Origin of the sequence: Kordiimonas aestuarii, assembly GCF_025574465.1 — a bacterium.
GTDB lineage: Bacteria > Pseudomonadota > Alphaproteobacteria > Sphingomonadales > Kordiimonadaceae > Kordiimonas > Kordiimonas aestuarii.
The window spans coordinates 64738-83916 of sequence record NZ_JAOBPP010000011.1 but is presented as its reverse complement, the minus strand read 5'-3'; the positions used below and the strand labels follow the sequence as shown (position 1 = coordinate 83916).

The 19179-nt window shown below is 58.6% G+C and carries 20 protein-coding genes and 1 riboswitch; of the genes, 9 read left to right on the top strand and 11 right to left on the bottom strand.

Annotated features, from left to right (window positions below; all coding sequences use genetic code 11):
* Nucleotides 1-21: 21 nt before the first annotated feature.
* Entirely contained in the window at nt 22-837 is an 816-nt protein-coding gene (locus tag OEU85_RS02340) for a type 2 periplasmic-binding domain-containing protein (RefSeq protein ID WP_262689827.1), read from the top strand.
* A gap of 771 nt (nt 838-1608) precedes the next feature.
* On the opposite strand, the gene OEU85_RS02335 is transcribed toward OEU85_RS02340, so the two are convergent.
* A complete protein-coding gene (locus tag OEU85_RS02335) occupies nt 1609-1998 on the bottom strand; it encodes an acyl-CoA thioesterase (protein WP_262689826.1) in 390 nt (129 codons plus the stop codon).
* A gap of 36 nt (nt 1999-2034) precedes the next feature.
* Nucleotides 2035-2240, bottom strand: a riboswitch (cobalamin riboswitch).
* Nucleotides 2241-3045: 805 nt separating this feature from the next.
* Here OEU85_RS02335 and OEU85_RS02330 point away from each other — a divergent pair.
* Nucleotides 3046-3801, top strand: coding sequence for a hypothetical protein (locus tag OEU85_RS02330; protein ID WP_262689825.1), 756 nt, complete (start codon nt 3046-3048; stop codon nt 3799-3801).
* Here the strand turns inward: OEU85_RS02330 and OEU85_RS02325 are convergent.
* Nucleotides 3798-4490 (bottom strand): helix-turn-helix transcriptional regulator, encoded by a 693-nt coding sequence (locus OEU85_RS02325; RefSeq protein WP_262689824.1) that lies wholly within the window; start codon nt 4488-4490, stop codon nt 3798-3800. The genes OEU85_RS02330 and OEU85_RS02325 overlap by 4 nt on opposite strands.
* A 230-nt stretch (nt 4491-4720) precedes the next feature.
* Here OEU85_RS02325 and OEU85_RS02320 point away from each other — a divergent pair, with 230 nt between their 5' ends.
* The 3 genes from OEU85_RS02320 (at nt 4721) to OEU85_RS02310 (ending at nt 7164) form a co-directional block, all read left to right on the top strand.
* Entirely contained in the window at nt 4721-5758 is a 1038-nt protein-coding gene (locus OEU85_RS02320; protein WP_262689823.1) for a YdaU family protein, read from the top strand.
* Between the two features lie 29 nt (nt 5759-5787).
* Nucleotides 5788-6330 (top strand): hypothetical protein, encoded by a 543-nt coding sequence (locus tag OEU85_RS02315; RefSeq protein ID WP_262689822.1) that lies wholly within the window; start codon nt 5788-5790, stop codon nt 6328-6330.
* Nucleotides 6331-6417: 87 nt separating this feature from the next.
* Nucleotides 6418-7164: a hypothetical protein gene (locus tag OEU85_RS02310; RefSeq protein ID WP_262689821.1), complete on the top strand. Its 747-nt coding sequence runs from the start codon at nt 6418-6420 to the stop codon at nt 7162-7164.
* Between the two features lie 528 nt (nt 7165-7692).
* Here OEU85_RS02310 and OEU85_RS02305 read toward each other — a convergent pair.
* From OEU85_RS02305 to OEU85_RS02270, 8 genes are all read right to left on the bottom strand, one after another.
* Entirely contained in the window at nt 7693-8385 is a 693-nt protein-coding gene (locus OEU85_RS02305; RefSeq protein WP_262689820.1) for a hypothetical protein, read from the bottom strand.
* A gap of 40 nt (nt 8386-8425) precedes the next feature.
* Entirely contained in the window at nt 8426-9583 is a 1158-nt protein-coding gene (locus OEU85_RS02300) for a GSCFA domain-containing protein (RefSeq protein WP_262689819.1), read from the bottom strand.
* Nucleotides 9584-9657: 74 nt separating this feature from the next.
* Nucleotides 9658-9807, bottom strand: a complete 150-nt coding sequence (locus OEU85_RS02295; RefSeq protein ID WP_262689818.1) for a hypothetical protein — start codon at nt 9805-9807, stop codon at nt 9658-9660.
* A gap of 121 nt (nt 9808-9928) precedes the next feature.
* The gene (locus OEU85_RS02290) at nt 9929-11077 is read right to left on the bottom strand and encodes a flagellin (protein WP_262689817.1); all 1149 of its coding nucleotides are present in this window, start codon (nt 11075-11077) and stop codon (nt 9929-9931) included.
* A gap of 285 nt (nt 11078-11362) precedes the next feature.
* Complete coding sequence (locus tag OEU85_RS02285) at nt 11363-11596, bottom strand: GDCCVxC domain-containing (seleno)protein (RefSeq protein WP_262689816.1); 234 nt, start codon at nt 11594-11596, stop codon at nt 11363-11365.
* Complete coding sequence (locus OEU85_RS02280; RefSeq protein ID WP_262689815.1) at nt 11596-11994, bottom strand: hypothetical protein; 399 nt, start codon at nt 11992-11994, stop codon at nt 11596-11598. Before OEU85_RS02280 ends, OEU85_RS02285 begins: the two co-directional genes overlap by 1 nt.
* A gap of 67 nt (nt 11995-12061) precedes the next feature.
* Nucleotides 12062-13777 (bottom strand): hypothetical protein, encoded by a 1716-nt coding sequence (locus OEU85_RS02275; RefSeq protein WP_262689814.1) that lies wholly within the window; start codon nt 13775-13777, stop codon nt 12062-12064.
* A 1-nt stretch (nt 13778) separates the two neighbouring features.
* Entirely contained in the window at nt 13779-14447 is a 669-nt protein-coding gene (locus OEU85_RS02270; RefSeq protein WP_262689813.1) for a hypothetical protein, read from the bottom strand.
* Between the two features lie 149 nt (nt 14448-14596).
* Between OEU85_RS02270 and OEU85_RS02265 the strand changes: the two genes are divergently transcribed.
* Both OEU85_RS02265 and OEU85_RS02260 read left to right on the top strand, forming a co-directional pair.
* Entirely contained in the window at nt 14597-14743 is a 147-nt protein-coding gene (locus tag OEU85_RS02265; protein WP_262689812.1) for a hypothetical protein, read from the top strand.
* 58 nt (nt 14744-14801) lie between these two features.
* Nucleotides 14802-15392, top strand: a complete 591-nt coding sequence (locus tag OEU85_RS02260; protein ID WP_262689811.1) for a PAS domain-containing protein — start codon at nt 14802-14804, stop codon at nt 15390-15392.
* 44 nt (nt 15393-15436) lie between these two features.
* Here OEU85_RS02260 and OEU85_RS02255 read toward each other — a convergent pair whose 3' ends face one another.
* Nucleotides 15437-16378: an AraC family transcriptional regulator gene (locus OEU85_RS02255; RefSeq protein WP_262689810.1), complete on the bottom strand. Its 942-nt coding sequence runs from the start codon at nt 16376-16378 to the stop codon at nt 15437-15439.
* A gap of 807 nt (nt 16379-17185) precedes the next feature.
* Between OEU85_RS02255 and OEU85_RS02250 the strand changes: the two genes are divergently transcribed.
* Both OEU85_RS02250 and OEU85_RS02245 read left to right on the top strand, forming a co-directional pair.
* Nucleotides 17186-17761, top strand: coding sequence for a PAS domain-containing protein (locus tag OEU85_RS02250; protein ID WP_262689809.1), 576 nt, complete (start codon nt 17186-17188; stop codon nt 17759-17761).
* A 405-nt stretch (nt 17762-18166) separates the two neighbouring features.
* Nucleotides 18167-19042 carry a TIGR02285 family protein gene (locus OEU85_RS02245; protein ID WP_262689808.1) on the top strand — a complete coding sequence of 292 codons (876 nt, stop codon included), beginning with the start codon at nt 18167-18169 and terminating at the stop codon, nt 19040-19042.
* The last annotated feature ends 137 nt before the right edge of the window (nt 19043-19179 follow it).

The following is a 19179-nucleotide window of genomic DNA, read 5'->3' as shown; positions in this document are numbered from 1 at the left end:
GGTCGGGGAAGGTAAATGTGATTGAAAATATCTAAAATCATGCTGGCCAGCTTTGTGGTGTTCCTCGTGGGCGCAGGCAGTTGCCTTGCGCAGCCCGTCAGTGACGAGCCCGAGGATGCCGTTTTTGGTACGGGCTGGGGCATGACGCTCGCGCTTGATGGTTCAGGTTTTTATAACGACCTCGTTACCTATGTGCTGACGCAGATCCCGGACAGCAAGCCCTATCTGGCGCTGCCGTACAAACGCGCGAAGGTCGAGTTTGATGCGCGGGACAGAAGCTGCCTCTATCCGGGCAATATAGACCATCTCAAACGCGGCAATGATATCCTTGATGTAGCGGGTTATATAGAGACCATGCCGATGGTTCTGGTGGAGAGCCATATTTTCAGCCAGCCCGGTCAGGCCCCGCTTGAACGGCTTGAACAGCTTGCCGGTAAGATGGTCGCGTTTCCAAACGGGTCGGCGTTGCCCAATGTCCTGGCGCAATATGGCGCGACATTTGTCCCCACGACCGACGAAACCACCAAGGCGCGGATGCTGCTTGCCGGTCGGGTTGATCATATGTCCGGCTCGTTGCCGGACAATATTTTTGTGTTTGATGTCATGGGGGAATCCCTGCCGCCTTATAACCCGACCCTCGCGCTGATCAAGGTTGGCGTGGGGATTGTCTGCCACCGGACGGCGGAAAACATCGCTTTTGTTGGGGCGGTTAATGGCGTGCTGGCGAACAGGCACCACCGGCAGGCGCTTGAGGCGCTGTTTGAAGCACAGGGTGTAACGCCACGGTTTCTGCCTGCTGTGGGTGGGGGCCAAAGCGGGGACCAGGCCAAGCCCTGAGGCCGGGGCCGGGGGGGGGGCGCCATCCGCCACCTGCATGACAATTGGTTACAGATATAACCTTCTGTTTACCGCAAGCGCGGTGCGTTTTGTCGCAGGAGCCGAGACGCCGCAGTCCCGGGTGCGTATGGTCAGCATACCAAGCACCGAGTGATGACAGCTCCAGCGGCGAAAAGACCATAACGGCCCGAGCAGCGGCATGAGCGAGGATACCAAGCGGGTACAAAAGACCCGTTATACTAGAAATTCTGCTTTCCTTGGATAACGGCGTCCCCTGCGGGCGCCGTTTGTTTTATATGGGGTATCAAGGGGGTGCCAGCACGCGCCTGTGGCGCTTTTCGACGCGGCGAAAAAGCGGGGAAAGGCAAGGCATGGGGGCTGGGCTTTTCCGGGCCGCAGCCCCCGGCGCCATTGCTTTCGCGCGCGCAAGCGCCTACGGGCCAATATTTGCGATGATGGGGTAATAAACATTGGCCCGGTGCACAGTATCGCTGATGACATAACCGGGCGAAAGGGAAGTTTGACCCTGATCACCAATAAGTGAAATCACTAAACTAAAGCGATAAATGTCTGGGAAAATATCTCGGCGCGGCGGGAGAAGGTAAGCCGGGGATTTCGCCCAACAAGGGCAAGGCGTCGTCCCCGGCTTGGTCACCAGCCGATCCCTCGGCCCGGCAGCGCGATAAAGTCACTGGCTGTTCCCGGTGGGCCCGTCCAAAGGGTGGGAGAAAAGGCCCGAAAAACAGCCGGTTTGCGCCTGCCCGGGTGCAGCTAAAAGGGGAAAAAGCTGCAACTGGTTCGCATGTGTCTGACCCCTAAGACGCACGGCACGGAGAATTTGGGAATGACGGCGATATTTTTTGTGCGGCAGCCTTTGCGTGGGCATGGGCATGGGCATGGGCATGGGCATGGGCATGGGCGTGTGCCCGCCGCGCTGACTTGGGCGTTGAAATCCACCAGATGGCCGCGGGCGGCGGGGGCCTTGAAGTCAATGCGGTCGCATGAGGCAGTAACAAAGCTGCGGCGGCCATGGCGGGTGGCGGCGACAAAGGCCACTTTGTCCATATGCGATAGCGCGGTACCGCCAAAAAGTGTGCCGTGGTGGTTGGTGTCGCCGGGAAAGACGATATCGATCAGGTGGGTTTGGGGCTGCTGATGCATGGTTTGTCCTCGCCGTTCACCCCGAACGGTTTCATGAGTTGGGCCAAGCCGGTGGTAGGTCTCCTGGCTCGCGGGCAGGGGCCGAACGCCTTCCCGCCGGGTCGACCGGCAGTGGCATCATGTTCGGCCTTCACCGCTTACAGTTGCGGGGGCAGCTTCGGACTGTTGCGGGCGGCACGCCTGGCCGCCTGCGCCGAATTCCCTGTTATCCCCTTGCGGGGACCATCGGCGGGGCCGACAATAGGCGTGAGGGTGGTTTTGTCAATCAGTCGCAGTTTGCGGTGCAGGCGTTTATAGCGGCGGATGCGTGTGGCCTCGCGCCAGATGGCGGCACTGACCAGCAGTACCGATAGGCTGTCCCGCCGGATTTGGAAACCGGCACGCACTTCCACGAGCCACAGCATGCGCCGCGTGGGGCTCGCGGGCAGGCGCTGTCCTTCCATGAAAAATTCCTGAAACCAGCCGCGCAGGAGGTCGGGGGTGATGCCGGGGGCCAGCTGTTTCGCCAGCCGCCAGTGATGCTGCCGCCCCAGAAGACGCGCTGCCGCCTGCATCGTTGCATGGGGGGGCTGCGTTGGCGGCAATGGCTGGTCCTTTTCCTGGCGGACGCCTGACGGGCGAGGCGGGAGGAAACCTCGCCCGTCGTGGCGCCGCATGTGCTGCACCAAGGTTCGCGCTTGCCACCTGCCCGGCCCACGCAGGGGCGCGGCGGGGAAGCCTGTTGCGAACACCAGCTGCCGAATGGGGCAGTGGGGGCTATGCGGGGCTTTGTCGCCTTGCATAACCGCGGGGTGGCGTTTGGGCCGGTTTGGGGGCAACCGTTGCCCAAATCCCCGGGGGTTTTAAGCCGGGCCACGCCGGGGCGTGGTCTTGCCTGTTCCCCACCGCTCCTGTCGGTGCTGGTGAGATAAAATTACGAATATTGTAATTTATAGTCAATGATAAAATTACGAAAAACGAAATTAATGCAATCGATTTTATAATCTCTGCTTGGTTTCTTGCGATGGTTTTGGGTGGTATAACCAAAACTCGGGGTTCGGAGGTGGTATGCAAAGACGGCGAAGTGCCAGCAGGGTTGCCAGGTGGGGTTTTGTAGCGGGCCTCATTGCGCTGCAGGGTTTGATGGTGGCCGCCGGGCCCGCGGTTTTGGCTTTTCAGGGGCGGAGCGAGGACGCGCCTGAGAAAGAGGCGATCACGCTTTACCGGCCCATCGGCTATTATAGAAACGACAACCGGAGCTTCAGCGGCGAGCAGGCGGGCACCACCCCGGCGGAGCAGACGATGTTCAGCCTTCTGGACCGGGTGGATATGCCCGTGCAGGTGCGCTATGTGCCGCTCAAGCGCGCGCTCAGTCTTTATGGCTCAAGCCAGAATGCCTGTATCATTGCCCCGAGCAATGGTGAGGGGGAGCCAGACATTGTCTCGGATGTGTTTTATAGCAGCCCGTTCTGGGTCTATGTGCTGAAGTCAAGCGGCATCACCTCGTACCACGAGCTGACAAGTTATGGCACCATCGATGGCGCGGATGTTATCACCGGGCGGGTGCTTTTTGGCGCGCTGGAACGCACCTATGCGCCCAATTTCCAAAGCTTGATTGCCATGCTGCGCTCCGGCCGGGTGCAGGCCATCCCGCTTGGCGAGTTGGCGCTGGCGAATGAACCCGGCCTTGAGGAAGACCTTGTGCGTCTTGACGATGAGCCCTTTGTGACAGTTGACATGCGCGTCAGGTGCAAACGCACGGTGTCCGGCCGTGCCTTGGTTGACATGGTGAACGCGGTCCTTGCCGGACAGCCTGCACCTTAATGTGGCTTGATCAGCCGCGTGTGAACCCACATCACGCCGCCCACAATATCCCCCACGCCAAGGCCCTTGTGTGCTTTGGGCGACAGCGCATCAGGCAGGATGGAAAACGGGAAACTTTCTGACGGTTCGTCTGCGTCGCTGGCGGCGCGCAGCATATCCTGCCCACCTGCTGTTTTGACATACTGGCGCAGCACTTGCCGCCCGTCCGAAAGCTTCAGCACGAACAGTGCCCCCGGCACGATCGGTGCATAATGCACCTTGGGGTCGGCGGTGATGACAAGGCTGCCTTGTGCCACCAGGCTGCCCATCGAGGTGTCCCCCATAATATAACACGAGAGGCCTTCGCTGGTTTCGGCGTCCGGCGGCGGCGCGACCGTTGTGAAAGGAAAATCCTCGGGCAGGGGTGTGAGCGTACCGTCGCCCGTCAGTTGGCCGACAACTGGCACGCGCGGGGCGCCCTCGTCGCCGGGCACGATGGTCAGCTTGCCGTCTTCAAGGCTTCTGAGCAGCGATCGCGGCGAAATGCCGATCATATCAGCGAGGCGCTCAACCTCGTCCGACTGAACACCTCGTTTGCCGGTCAAAATATCAGTGATGCGCGGGGGCGGAACATTCAGTGCCGCCGCGACATCCTTAAGCTTATGGCCCTTTTCCTTCAGGGCAGCCCGCATCCAGTCCTGTGTTGGCATGTTGCTTCCTGCATTACGTGGTATATAGATCACATGATTTACATTTAACGTAATTTATCTTGCATTAAGTTACGAATAACGTAATCATATATCCATGAACGTGTCAAATACTATTGTAAGCCGCACTGGCCCCCGGCGATGTCCGGGCGCTAGATGGCAGGGTGAAAAGGCAGGGTTTCTTGCGCGCTGTGTAACTGGCCACGACGCCCGGTGCGCGGGAGGGCTGCCTCTTGGCTGAGTTTCCCGCATTACCGCTGTTCACCGATGCTTACCTTGCCGATACCCGCCACCTGACGGCGGAGGAGCATGGGGCTTACCTGCTGCTGCTGATGTGCGCGTGGCGCACGCGCGGCTGCGCGCTGAAGGACTGTGACCGCACCCTGGCCCGCACTGTGGGGGTGACCAGGCTGCGCTGGAAGAAGTTGCGGCCCACACTGATGGAATTTTTCACCGTGGAAGGCGGCTTGTGGCGGCAGAAAAAGCTGACGGATGTCTATAAGGGCGTTGAGGCGCGGGTGGCAAAAAACCGCGCCAATGGCGCCAAAGGTGGTCGTGCCAAGGCGGCGAAGGGGCGCCCGGCCGGCGGTAGCGTCGGGCATAACATCGGGGGTGATGCCGGGGGTGATGCCGGGGTTGATGCCGGGGCTGATGAGCGTGGTGAAACCCCGGAACCAAATGCCAGCAAAACCACTGGCGGTGGGTATGGCGAAAAGCTGCCAGCCAAAACCAGAATCCAGACTCCAAAACCAGAAGCAGCAGCAGTGGACACCCCTGCTGCCCGGCTTGCTGCTGCTGCGGGCATTTCTGAAATAAATATTGATGGCACTGTGGTGCATGAGTGGGAGGCGGCAGGTGCCTGTATGGAGGCCGACATCCTGCCCACCCTGCGCCGCATTGCCACGCGGGAGGTGGCGCGCACCGGCCGGGTGCCGAAAAGCCTGGCCTATTACACGGCGGCGGTGCTGGAGGCCCGCGACGCGCGGCTTGGGGCCGTGGCCAGCGGCAAGGCTCATGCGGAAAACCACCCGCCCGCCCCCAGCAAGCGTATTTTCAACCCGGCAAGCGAAGCTGACTGGCGGCTGTTCCTTGGTGACGCCAACAGCCGGTTTCGCGGTGATTACCTGAGCCAGAACTGGGCCATCGGTCCGGACAACCCACATTTTAAGGTGGCAGGCCTGGGCCCCGACCCGCGCCACAGCATCAACGACCGTATCCCCAAAAGCATTATGGACGATTATGCCGCCCGCTGGCGGTGGCGACGCCCGTAAGGCACAACACACAGCAAGAGAGGACAGGCATGCAGGCCAAAGTGTTGCGGAAAAAATCCGGTGATGAAACCCTGAGTATCGGCCGCCGCGCGCTGGCGGAAACCGCGAAGGCTATCCGCGCGCAGGGCGGCGGCAGGCCGGACAAGGACGCGTTGGTGCGGCTGCTGGAAGACCGTCTGGTCTGTGCGAGCTGGACCCTGCGCCGCCTGCCGGACCGGGAGCGCGGCTTTCTGCAACTGCGCGGCAGCATGTGGCCCGGGATGCTGGCAGACAGCGCCACCTACGCATCTCAGGGGTTGACCAGCTTTCAGGCGCGGGCGCGGGTGCGGATCACCGCGCAGGAGGTGGATGCGATGCAGCCAACGCTTGATCTGCTGCAGTTGTTGCCGGACAAGGAAGACCGCAGGATTGTCTTTTTCGCCGCCTGGCACCAGGATGGCGAAACCGGCGGACGCATTCCTTGGGCGCGGGTCAGGCGCAGCACGGGGCTTTCGCTATCCCGCTGGACATTCAAGCGCCGTTATGAGGCCGCGCTGCGGTGGCTGGCGGCCCTGATAACATTGTCGATTTAATGGAAACTATCACCCAAATGGGCTATGACATCGCAAAAGAATGTGCGCTATGGTTCCGGCATGGTGTCATAAGGGGTAGGATGATTTATGCGATTCTTGATTGTTTTTCTGGCGGCATGTGTGATGACCACCGCCGCCGCCGCACAAGCGCCCGCGGCGAAACGCGCACCGCCGCCGGTCCTCCATGAGCTGTCATTGCAGCGCAGCGAATATCCGGCGTCGCTGTCTGCATCTTGCTCCTATACGGGCAGCGGCTTTGACATGGTCTGTGCTTTTTTTGTGTCGAGGGTGACAGCGCGAAAAAGTGACAGCCGGGTGAACGACATGCTTTTGCGCATGTTCAAAAGTCGTACCGCCGAAGAATGGCAGGAACATCCGATGTGTGTCACGCCCGAGGTGAAGGATATCGACCGCCACATCAAGGTGCTGTCGGTGCAGGGCAAGCTCAGCGGTCTTGAAGAACAGGTCATCCGGATGCAGGCCGCACCAGCCATCACCTTCTGTGCCGAGCCAACCATGGCCAATTACAAGGCTTATCTGCACTCGCTTGAGGAGGCCACAAACTGTACGATCGACAACACCACTGAAAGCGTGAAAATGACCTATAACAAGGAGGATCAGTCATGGTTCGGCACTTTCACGCCCAAATCGCCCGCCAAGCCGATCAGCGAATATACCATCAAGCTTGACAGCGTCACCGGCAGCGTTGGCAAGCGGCTGATTTTCATGGTCCAGCAAATGCTGCGCCCCAAGGAAGGCGGCCGCGCCGCACAGCTTGTCTACCGCGCCAAAAAATCGGACCAGAAACACTTCTGCGGCTATGTCGAGTGGTGAGGGCGCTTTCTCCCGCCAGGCCATGATAACAGGGCGACCCGCTTTTTTTCGCCTTTGGTTGTCACCGCTCGCTTCTCTCGTCTACGGGTAGCCGTTGTTTTATCCGCTCTTTGCATAGCGTGGCGTCCGGTCTTTGCCAAGGTCGAACAAGGGGGCCAAGGTCGAACAAAATGGCCAAGGTCGAACAGCTTCCCGCGGTGGCGATGCGCGCGCCGCCCTTGTGGTCGATCTCGACCTTCTTCTGGTAAAGCTTGTTTACATTCGGGTGGTCGGGCCAGCCGGTCGCAACGGTTGGCCAGAACTGGTGCAGCCCCTGATTGTTATATCCTGATTGTTATATAGTGTACTCACTGCGGAAATTCCTTGTGGGTCTGGCGCCCGGTGGCGTGAACCACCGGCGCATTTTATATGTCAATATTCTGACCTATCCGGCGCGGGGCCTCAAGTGCGAAGGCTGCGCTATGACGCGTGTTTTAGGGGCGTGGCAGGGCCAATGGCAGGGCTAAGGCAACAGAGCAGGGTACGGGCCTAAAGCGCAAGGAGAGTACATATCTCCCTTGCCGCAAGTTCGCCCCATCGCACGTTGGCGTGCACGCAATCTTCAGGTGCGTCCGCCTGGAACTCTTCAAGGAGTATGTCGTACTCGTTGGTGGTTGCTGCGTTGATGTCCACCACTTTTGCGCCCCTTTCCTCAAGCCTGAGTACTGCATACTCGCGCACCAATCGGTGCAGGAGGCCTGATTTGTTGACATTTAAGTGCGGGGCGGGTGCGATAACGACCACTGGCGTCCGGCCAGCGCTGGTCAGTAACTCGAAGAAATGGAAGAGATGCTGGTAATAGGCGCCCAACGCCTCCTCGAGATAGGCTTGGGAGATGTGCTGGAGGTAGGGGTAGGTTTCGTCCCGGTAGGGCCGGTGACGTACCCAAAGTTTGCGGGGCGATGTCTGTGTCACGCCTGACAAGCAATAAACCACCGGGAATTCAATATCCAGCAGGTCGTTCACCTCAATGCCGACCGGCGCAAGATAAGCCTGAAGCTGCTGGTTGACTACATCACGTGTGAAAACCAGCGGCTTTTCAGCGCTATGAAAGGTGATCGGATACTGGGTTCCAAACGGCAGGCCGTTGCCCAGGATCTGGAATTCGGGATGCAGCTTGCGCATGCCGTGCATAACTACGGCAGTGTGACTGTCGCCAAGAAACAGGATTTTCTGTCGCATTCTCCGGTCGCTCGTCTTTGTGTCTGTTTTTGCGCTGGTGTTATGTCCCACGCTGTTCGTTACCAAGCAGTATTTCATCGCAGATGGCCTCTGTCTTCGCGGCCTCCGCCATGAAATCTGCTGCGGCCTTGTCCTGGTCGCTCATTGGAGCGAGGGGGCTTGTGCCATCGGTCACTTCGCCATGTTCCGCGAAGAACATCTCCATCGCGAGGGATACTCCCTCCGGGGTGGGATTGCGTTTGTCATCGGCATAAAACCGGGCCGCGGCCAGTGGTGTGGTGAATATTTCGTAGGACGGAAAATAATCGACATTTGCATGACGGTTATAAAGTTCGCCAGCGGCGGTCCTCAGGATCGCTTTGGAATGGCTTGTGGCGGCCACCACATGGTCGTCCGTTGCGGTTGCTACCAGCGGCACAGGCGAGACGGTAAGCACAAACCGGATATCCGGGTTTTTGCGTTGCACGATCTCCATGAAGGCCTCAAAGTCGCGCACCACGTCAGCGCAGGTATAATTGACAAATTCGTGCCTCTCCGGGTCGAACTTGCCAGCAGTGGTGCCGGGGCACAGCGGATACACGAGACCATCTGCACGGGCGCGCCATGCTTCCGTCAGCCCGAGGGTAAAGATAAAAACCTGTGTCCTTGAGAGAAGGTTCCTGACCGACCAGAGGTGGCTTTCGCGGTTGTCTTCGAGTTCCGCCAGACTCCTGAAGCCGTCGGGCTCTATGGTGGGACGGAAGACATCGTAAAAGCGCCCGCCGTCTTCCCAAACCGTGTCCGTAAACTGACGCACGGCGAAGGCACGTTCGGCCAGTTGGCGCAATTGCGCGGTGGTATAGATATTGCCGTAGCGGGCGGAAAAAAGGTTGAAGCCAAATTTGTGCTGGGTCGCCTCATCGATAAAGGGCATGGGCGGTTCCACATCGAGGAAGGCGCAGTCACGTGCGATCAACTCGCGCCTGATATGCTGCGCGAAACAACTGCCTGCTGTGGCCACCAGTTCACCGCCCTTGAGGGCGATCTTGAATTTTCTGCGATAAAGTTTCTTCAGGTCTGGTCGGTCCGGCCAACCGCGAGCCGCAGTTCGCCAGAACTGGTGGCGCCCCTGTTGCTGGTATGGTGTACCCAAGAAATGTTCCCCAAGAAAGTGCCGTTGAAGGCGAATGAATTCGCGTTGCCCTGACTTGGCGCGCATTGTGCTACACCCTGTGTTTCATGACAAGCGGTTAGACAGTTGCAGTCTGGAAAAGCACCGGTTCCGCGCGTGGGCTACAGCAGACCCTCGACCGTGTGTGCCGTGGGTTCCCCCCACAGTGCGCTGGCGTGGCCAAGGTGCCCGGTCGCGCTCCTCAGCCAGTCCCTTGCGAACCAGTCCCTTGCGAACCAGTCCTGCCCGCGCAAATCAAGAAGGGGCGCCACAGTTGTGCAGCGCCCCTTTTCGGAGAGATAAGGATCGCACTTTTGCGCTGGTCCCTTACCGAAATAAACTCTCCTGATTGTTTACTCGTCCCCCAAAATTCTGTGTTCAGATCCTCATAGGTTAACGGAATAGCGACAGCACGCTTTGCGGCGACTGGTTGGCGATACCAAGGGCCTGAAGCCCCAGCTGTTGTTTGGTCTGGAACGCCTGCAGGTTCGCGCTTTCGCGGGCCATGTCAGCGTCGACCAGGTTACCGATGCCCACATCAAGGCTATCACTGAGCCTGCCCGCAAACTGCTGCTGGATTGCGAGCCGATTGGACGTGGAACCCAGGTTCGACAGCACATCATTGACCGTGCTGATGGCAGCTTCCACGGCGTCAACGGCCGCATCAGGGTCCCCGCCGCCGGGGCCCGCAGCCAGAACGTCGCCGCCCTGGATGGCATACTCGCCGGTCTCCGCAATGGTGCCGATATTGATGGAGTTCTGTATGGTCCAGCCGGTGTCACCCGAGTTGAACCATTGCAGTAGCGTGCTATCGACCGAAGCCGGGTCGACGCCCGCATCAATGAGGTCCGTCACTACATCCTGACCGGACGAAATCCAGCCTTCCGCTTCAAAAATCTCGTTAAAGATGGTTGAGTAGGCCTCAGGGAAGTTATTGCCCTGAATATAGGCCTTGAACGAGAAGCCGGTGATGCTGGAGCCGACGGAGTTAAACGTATAGCTGCCGCCACCTGCGCCGATGGATGTGTCTGCAAGCCCAAGTGAACTGGTCGTAAGCGTATTGCCGCTTGAGGTGATGGTGCCGCCCGATGTGCCCGTGCTGTCGGTGATGGCGGAAAGCGTGTCGCCGGTCAGCAGGTTCTTGCCGTTGAAGGTTGCGTTCTCCGAGATGGAGGTGATCTGCTCCATCAGTTGCTGATAGTCCGCGTTCAGCGCGTCCTTGCTGGCGTCATCAATGCCATCGTCCTTCGCGGCGACGGCCTTTTCCTTCATCTGGATCAGCAGGTCTGAGATGGCTTCGGCGCCCGCGATGGCGACGTCAAGTTCGGATTGTGCGCGTGAAAGCGAATTGCCGACGGCGCGGAAGCCCGCAACATCACCGCGCATGTTTTGTGCAATGGAATAGGTGGCCGCGTCGTCCCGCGCGGATGCAACCTTGAGGCCCGTGTTAACGCGAGACTGTGTCGTCTCAAGCGAACGGCCTGTCGCATTCAGGTTCTGGAGGGCGGCAAAGGCCCCTGCATTTGTATTCACTGAAAACATCGTTCTGATGCTCCGGTTAATTCCCCAAAGCCTGACCTTCTGTTCAGGCACGGTGCGTTTTGCACCACCCGACTAAGATGCATGAAGCGGGCCAGTTTTTACACTTAGTTAAAATTTTACCGAAATGGCGGCGTGATGCGGGTTACACCACAATGGTGTGTTTGATATAGTCTCAACCTGATATCGAATTTTTTGCCTAGTTCGGCAATTTTTGCCGCCTTTTGAGGGGTTTATCAGCGGAAACGCGGAATCTTTTGCCGCGTGCTGTCCGGCCCCCCCCGGTGATCAGAGCGCAGGCCCGCAGTCACAACCCTGCTGAACAGGTGGGCATGGCACCGTGCCGTAGGAGCAGAATACGCAGCAGTCGCCCTGCGTGGGCTTGAGCAGGGCGCCGCAGCCTTTGCAGTCATAAAAATACTGGCAGGCATCCGTTGGCATGGTTTCCGTTTCCTTGTGGCCGCATTGCGGGCAGGTAATGGTGGACTGTCGTTTCGGGTCCATCTGCTGTTTCAGGCTCATCAGCCTTCTCCCCGCAGGCCAAACAGCAGCATCAGATCAAACTCGTAAGACGGGATGATATAGGCGGCACTCATGAAAAGGACCGCTGTGGCGAGCATGGCCAGTGTTCGCCGGCGCGGCCGACGCCCACCCCAAAAGGCCATCAGTGCGCCGGCCAGAACAAAAAGCAGGCCACCAAGCAGGAAGGCGTCCTGAAAGCGGGCGAATACGCCAAGCCGGGCGATCAGCGCGCTGCTGACACCAAGGTTGAACAGTATCAGCGGCAACACACAGCAGGAGGCGCCAACAAACGCGGCAAAGCCGCCAAGCAGTCCGCCGCCTGCCAATGCGGTTAACGACATCCTGCGGGCATTCGCGCTGCTATTCAGGCGGGGTATGGTCGTTTTATCCTGAGTCATGGTGTCATGCTAAACCTTGTAGCGGCTACAGGCTTAAGCAAAAAATACCCGGCATGTTGCTATGAGGTTAATTATGCCAATCCGTGCTCGGGTTGGGCACACACAGATGTTCACTCGGACGCAGCAAGCGGTTTGCTTCCAGGTCAAACATGAAGGCGGGCATCACGCCTTGTTCCTCGCCCTTTTCGGTTTTTGCGGTGCATTCGTTTTCAAACCTGTAGGGGTACAGGCCGTTCGTGAAACCATAGATGACAAACCTGCCTTCTATCATGGTGCGGGATATGTCCATGTTATAATCGCGGGTCCAGGTGTTGGCTTCGCCCCTTTCGCCGCGGGTACGAACTTGCTGTTTGTTGCGGTAGGTATCGCTGATCGGCGTTTGCTCGCTGTGGAACAGCACGCGTTTTTCCGCAAGCGAATAAACGCTGAGGTAAGCGCGGCGTGAGTGCCTGTCTCCTATTGCAAAGGAAATCAGGCCCAGATCTTCGTGAAAGCGCGGGTACCCGCGATAGAGGTCCAGCCCCAGCTTTCTGCCATGTTTATCTATGACCCAGTAAGTTTTGCTGAAATTGTCCATGTCCCCGATGTAAAAATCATATTTGGTGCCACTTTTGCCCACCAGCGGCTTGTATCGCCCTTGCTTGGGCTCAACCACCACATGGCCCGATTTGTTCTTGAGGCCGTGATCACCGCTGTAGGGTTTGGTGAAGGTCGTGAGCGTGTGCTCTTCCACGATATATTCCTCAAGCGGGTTTGTGGGGCCTTCGGGCGCGTTTTTCGCCATCTCCGTGAGGATGTTGCGGTAGGCGACCAGTTCGGCCTCGCGGGCCTTCAGGGCGCGGTCAATATCTGCCACGCGCTCAAGCTGGGCACCCACAAGCGCCTGCTGCTTGTCGCGCCATTCGCGTGTCGGGCCAGTTTCCCCCAGCGCGGTTTGAAGCTGGCTGATGAAGGCATCGTAGTTTTTCAGGTCCTGCTGGCTGGGCTTGCTGGCTTTGCTGTTAAGGTCATACTGCCGTTGTGCAAAACCAATGGCTGCTGGTTGGTTTTTCTGGCTGAGACGGGAGAGCATCGCGCTCGCACGGCTTTGCTTGAAAGCGAAAGACTTTTGCCGCCACAACATCTTCTCGGCCCGGCGCAGGGTCTCGCCTGCGCTCAGTTCCACGCTCAGCACCATAACCTCGTCAATGCTGAGGCCTGCGATGGCGGCCTTCTTGGCGTCGGCCGGGGAAAGCCAGTCACCGCCCACGGACGCACACTGGTCTTTCTGTTCGCGGTCGATGTCGAACATATCGCGGGTATCGACCTTCTTGGGTGTCGCGCAGATGAACTTGTCCCAGTTGGGGCTGCCTGCCACGTTGAAGCCATTCTTGCCATTCTGGGCCACCACACCAGCATCGCAAAACACGCTCAGGTGCGCGCCGCCGCCGTTCGTCAGCCGCCGGGCTTGCTTGTCGGGGTTTGGAAACTGCGCCATCAGCATCAGGTTCCACATCTCCTCCTCACCGGGTTCGGAGAGGATGCGGGTGCCATCGTCCAGTATCACCTGCAACACGCCGGGGTTGGTCCAGCGGGCGGTGCAGTTCACCACCGGTTCGCCCAAGAGGTACCACACCTTGAAGCTGCCGCTGAGTTCAAGGCCTGCGTAGGGCTGGATGCGGGTATCTTCCACGTTTCGCATCCTGTGGGTGATGGCATAATCCTTGGAGGCGCGCTTGGGCACTTGCGCCTGGGCAGGCAAAGCGAGAAGGACGGCAAATAGAAGCATTATAAGCATACGCATGTCACCAGCCCTCCATCAGGTCGTCCATCTCGGACGGGGTTGTTTTCTCAGGGCTCGCGCCCTCAAAGTGGCTGCCGGCAAGGTCAGGACCGGTGATTTTGTCTGTGATCTCGCCGGCAGTGCCGCGTAAACCAGCGATGTCTATATCCTTCAGGTAGGGCATGGCAAAAGGCAGGGTAACCTGCAGCAGGATGAGAAAAGCGATGGAGCCGCCGACACCCCAGCGCGTTGCCACCCTGATGGCACGGAAAAACAGGTAATAGGTCAATGCCAATGCGGCCATGAAGCCAAGGATCATGACCATGTTTTCATTTGCGTTTTTATCAAGCCAGTATGACGCATAGGCAGCACTGAGGCTGCCTGCCAGATAGAGAACGCCTGCAAGCCGGGGCGGGTTTCGCGTGCCTGGGGCCGGGTCAGGTGCCGGGTCAGATGCCGGTCCCGGTGATGATGCCTGTGATGATGCCAGTGCCGATGTAGGTGTTGGTGGGGGCGGGGTGTCAACTGGCATAACGTCAACGTCAATGGGGATGTCTTTTTGCTCGGGCGACCATTCAAGTTCGGCGCTGCATCCCGGGCAGGCAAATTTTATGTGCCCCCGGTCCATTGGAAAGCGTACCTTTTGCCCGCATGTCGGGCAGGCGGCTGTGCCTTTGCTTTCATTCGCCATATGGTCCCCCCATCATGGGCCTATGATGCCAGCAGGCAGGGAGTGCACCCCACCGAAGTACGCTAGATGCCGGAGGGGGGCACGGCAAGTAAAAACCGTCTCGGGTCAGTGTGGGGTGCGCAGCAGGCTGTCGGCAATGGTTCGGCGCAGTGTTCGTGATGCCCGCGCTGGCGGCTGCGGGCGGGCGTTTCCCGCACCGTGTCGCCGCATGCGAACGCCAGAAGGTAATGGTGCTGGCGTATGTTTCAGACTGTGATCATCATGCCATGGGGCCACGGGAAAAAATGCATAACTAAGCTAAAATCCTATGAAATTTTCACCAGTTATTAACACTCTCCGGCTGAAAGTTAACCCATGGTTGATCATGCCCTGCCGAGAGCCGACCAGTTTGAGGTCTTTCACGCATATTGGCGACGCCTTGCCGCGGATGCGGGCGGCGTTCCCTCACGGCTGGCTTTCAATCCGGCCGAATTAAAGGACCTGTTGCCGTTTATCTTCATCCTTGAGCGTCGCTCGGCCGAGGATATTTATGTGCGGCTTGCCGGTACCGCGATTGAGCAGGTTCTGCGCCGGGCCCCCACCGGCGGCAACTATCTTGATATGTGCCACCCGGATGAACGGGCTTTCTTTCGCGATGCCTTTACCGCGATGGTGGATACGCCCTGTGGCGGTTTTTTCCGGCGCGAGCTGTCGCTGACCACCGGGGAAAAGCAGGACCTGAGAAGCAAATGCCTGCCGTTCAAAGACCGTGAGGGCCACGTACGCTATCTTATCGGGCTGACCTCGATCCGGGCTGATCTCAGGCTCACAAGCTATGACCCGCCGGTCATGGATGTCTCGAAAATCACTGACTTTTTCTATCTGGATACAGGTGCGGGGGTGCCGGAAAGCGTGCCGCCGATGCCGAAGATCAAACCAGCGGCCACGCCAAAACCCACGCAATAGCCAAAACCCACGCCAGGGGCGGGGGGTATGACCAACCCCGCGGGCTAAAACGCGTGTTCGGGCATCACATCGCGGATCTCGCGGCTGGGTGGCGCGCCAAACAGGCGCTTGTATTCCCGGCTGAACTGGAACGGGCTTGCATACCCCACGCGGAACGCGGCGGTGGAGGCGTTCAACCCATCACGGATCATCATGTTGCGCGCCTGATGCAGGCGGATGTTCTTCAAATACTGCAAGGGTGTCATTGAGGTGATGGCCTTGAAGTTGGCATGGAAGGCCGTGGCGCTCATCCCCGCGATGGAGGCCATGTCATGCACGGAAAAGGCGTGGTTATACTCTGTGTGCAGGGTGCGCAGCACCTCCGCCAACTGGTGAAACTTGCCACCCCGGCGCGCGGCGGCACGCAGGCAGGCCCCGCGTTCGCCCACCAGCACGCGGTAGATAATCTCACGCACGATCTGGCGCGCCAGCACCTTGCGCTCGGTCTCGTGGTCCATGGCTTCAATCAGCCGCACGGCCGCACCCGCGATGTGATCGGTCAACGGTGCGGCGTGAATGGCCTGTTCCATCGCCACGCTTGACGCGCCGTACCCTTCGTCGTCCAACCCTTCGGCGTCTTCGTCCAGGTCGATCAGCAGGTCACCCAGCATGACCGGGTCAACCGATATGCACATGGACAGGAAAGGGGTTTCGCGGCTGGCTTCCTTCACCTGCGCCACCAGAGGCAGCGGCACCGAAAGCACCAGATAGTTATAGGCGTTATATTCATATTGCTGGTCGCCCAGAAGCCCGCATTTGCTGCCCTGCGCCACGATGATGATGCAGGGGCGGTAAACCACGGGCCGGCATTCGGTTGGTTCCTCGGCGCGGTAAAACTCCACCCCGTCAATGGCACCCTGTACCTTGCCCGGCGTGTGGGCGTGTTTTGCGATCAACTCGGTCAGGCGGCTTTTGGTCTCAAAATCGGGGCGTGCAGCATCAAGCATGGTTTGTCATCCGTCATGTCAGTCGTGGCGCGGGGAGGAGGGCAGGCCTTTGCCTGCTTCTTGTTGGCCTTCATCATGCGGCTCTGGCCGCGCGCGCGTAAAGCGTTATCGGCCATGGTTGCAGGATCAGGCATGTATTCAGTATGAATATATATACCTTACCCTATATGGGCAGCCGGACGGCGGATTAAAAGCGTTGTACCGCGTGATGCGGCATGGCGTCTGCGGCAAGGCCCGAATGCAAAAAAGACCGCGCGGCGAAAACCTGCGGTCTTTTTTGTCAGCGGTCCGGTTTGGCTTGATGGGAACAGCCCTCTCGTCTTCCGCTTGGTCTTTGTTCAGTCAGTCTTTGTTCAGTCAGTCTTTGTTCAGTCAGTCTTTGTTCAGTCAGTCTTTGTTCAGTCAGTCTTTGTTCAGTCAGGCTTTGTTTTGGTCGGTATCGGGCCCCGTGGGGCCCTCTGGTGATCTCTAGCCCGAAGATATCAGCCTCGCCACCCTACATGGCGACGGTGATACTCCAGTAAAATGCGGCACCAATGATGCCAAAAAAAGCAAACGTCCCCAGAAGGCAAATTGCGCCATGCCGGGGCTGCGCGTTTGCACAGTTCTTCTTCATTACTTCGCTCCCAGTTGCCCCTACCGCGGGACTATACCGAAATGGTACTTTCCTGAAAAGGATAAATTTCCCTTGGTTTTCAGGCATTCTACACAGGTTTTACGTACGAAGGGTTAATAGGCCTTCGCGAGAGGTAAAAAAGTCTGCTACTGTTTTGCGGTGCGGCGGGGGCCGGGCGGAGTTCTGGGCATATGCAAAAAGGGGAGCGGCTGTTTCGGACCTTCCTTGATCTGTGGAAGGCGCTGCCGCGTGAGCAGGGCGGCGTGCCGCTTAAACGAAGTTTCAAGCCCGCAAGAGCGGCTGACCTCATGCCGCATCTTTTCCTGTCTGAGGTGCGCGGCAAATACGACCTTCATATCCGTCTGGTTGGGAGCGCAATGGAGGAAAACGAAAGTTTTCGCCTCACCGGCAGCAACTATTTTGACAAGCTCGACCGCGCCGACTGGGATTTTTATGAGGATTTCATTGAAGGGTACCGCGCGCAGCCCTGCGCCGGACGATTGCTGCGGCAAATCAAAACCAGCCAAAGCACGACCTATGACGTGCATACGCTTGGCGTGCCGCTTGCGGATGAAGATGGCGGTGTGCGCTATGTCCTCGGGGCCGGTTTCATGGTGCTGAACCACGCCGAAAGTTCCCGGATGTTGCCGGGGGACAACGCGCGCGACGGCTCCGGTTCAATGCACATTGAGCGGGCGGAATATATCGACCTTGGGCACGGCGTGCCAGCAGTTGTGCCCGCGCGGCGAAGGGTGTCGTTTCCGTAAGGTCAGCTATTGCACCGACTTAGCGAAACATCGCCAAAATTAATAAAAAAAGACTTGCTTCGCTCCATGCCCTATTGCACCATGGCCAAAGCCATAGTGACCGAATAGGCCCGTCTCCAGGACATTAAAACCTGGGGCGGGCTTTTCTTTTTTCCGGGGTTCATCTGGCCCCCATGGCTGCCCGCACGCGGTGCGTGACAAAGTCGGCGCTTCCCGGCAGAAGCAGTGTTTATTCAAACTTTCGTTTAGACGGATGTTGCCGCGCTTGATTGTGCGTCATATCATGATATTGCTGATCAGGCCGGTCTGGGCCAGATCGGCGGGGTCGTGCAGTTGTCTCGCTACACCCTGAACCAGTGCCGGCGCTGTTTTGTTTAATCGTTCCCGGCCGATTTGGGGTATGGAATGCTCTTGCTACGTTTTATTGCTGGCCTCATCGGTTTGATTGTTGTCTCGTGCCCGGCTTTTGCGCAGGGAGACCACGAGAAGCCGATCATTCGCTGGTATTACCAAAGCTTCCCGCCCCTTCATATCACCGACGGTCCGCAGGCGGGCCAGGGTTTTGCCGACAAGGCGCTGGCCTATCTGCACGCCCAGTTGCCCGGCTATAATCACCTGAAGGTCTATTCCTCGCTCAGCCGCATGCACGGCGAGTTGAAGGCGCGTGAAAACGCTTGCCATCTGGGGCTTTTCAAAACGGCCGAGCGCGAGGCTTACGCCTATTTTTCCGAACCGGTGATCGAAATCCTGCCCAATCGGCTGCTGATGCTGAAAAAGACGGCGCCACGTTTCCTGCGGTATCTCAACGCGGCGGGGGAAGTGGACCTTGAGAAACTGTTCGCGGCAAATGGCCTGATGTACGGGGTTGAGGTCAACCGCGTCTACAGCCCGCGCATCAACGCCTATATCGACAAACAGACAAAAGCTGACGGCAAGGTGGAGCTGCCGAACCCGCGTTTTGCCGCCCTCATGCTGCATGGCCGCATCAATTACGGCTTTGCCTTTGCGTTTGAAGCTACCTACCGTTTCCAGATGCTGGGGCGCGCCGATGCCTTCACCACGCTGCCCATCGCGGGCGAGCCGGATATGCTGTTGAACAATGTCGGTTGCAGCAAAAGCGAGTTTGGCGCCGGGGTGATCGCCGAGGTTAACCGGGTCGCGCCCGCCCTCAAGCTTGCGCACCGCCGTTTTTATGAGGAATGGCTTGATGACCGCGCCGTGGATGACTTCCATGCCGCCCTGAAGGCCCGCGGTGAGCTGGACAAGACGGCGGAGAACTAAGGTTTTTACGCCGGGTATGAATAAAATTACAAAAAACGTAAATTTCTCTTGCACCCAAACCCGGGTTTTGGCATAGTTATATCTGTTCGATGGGGAATTGGGCGCGAGGCCCTGTGGTGGCTCTTATAGGGGCGCTG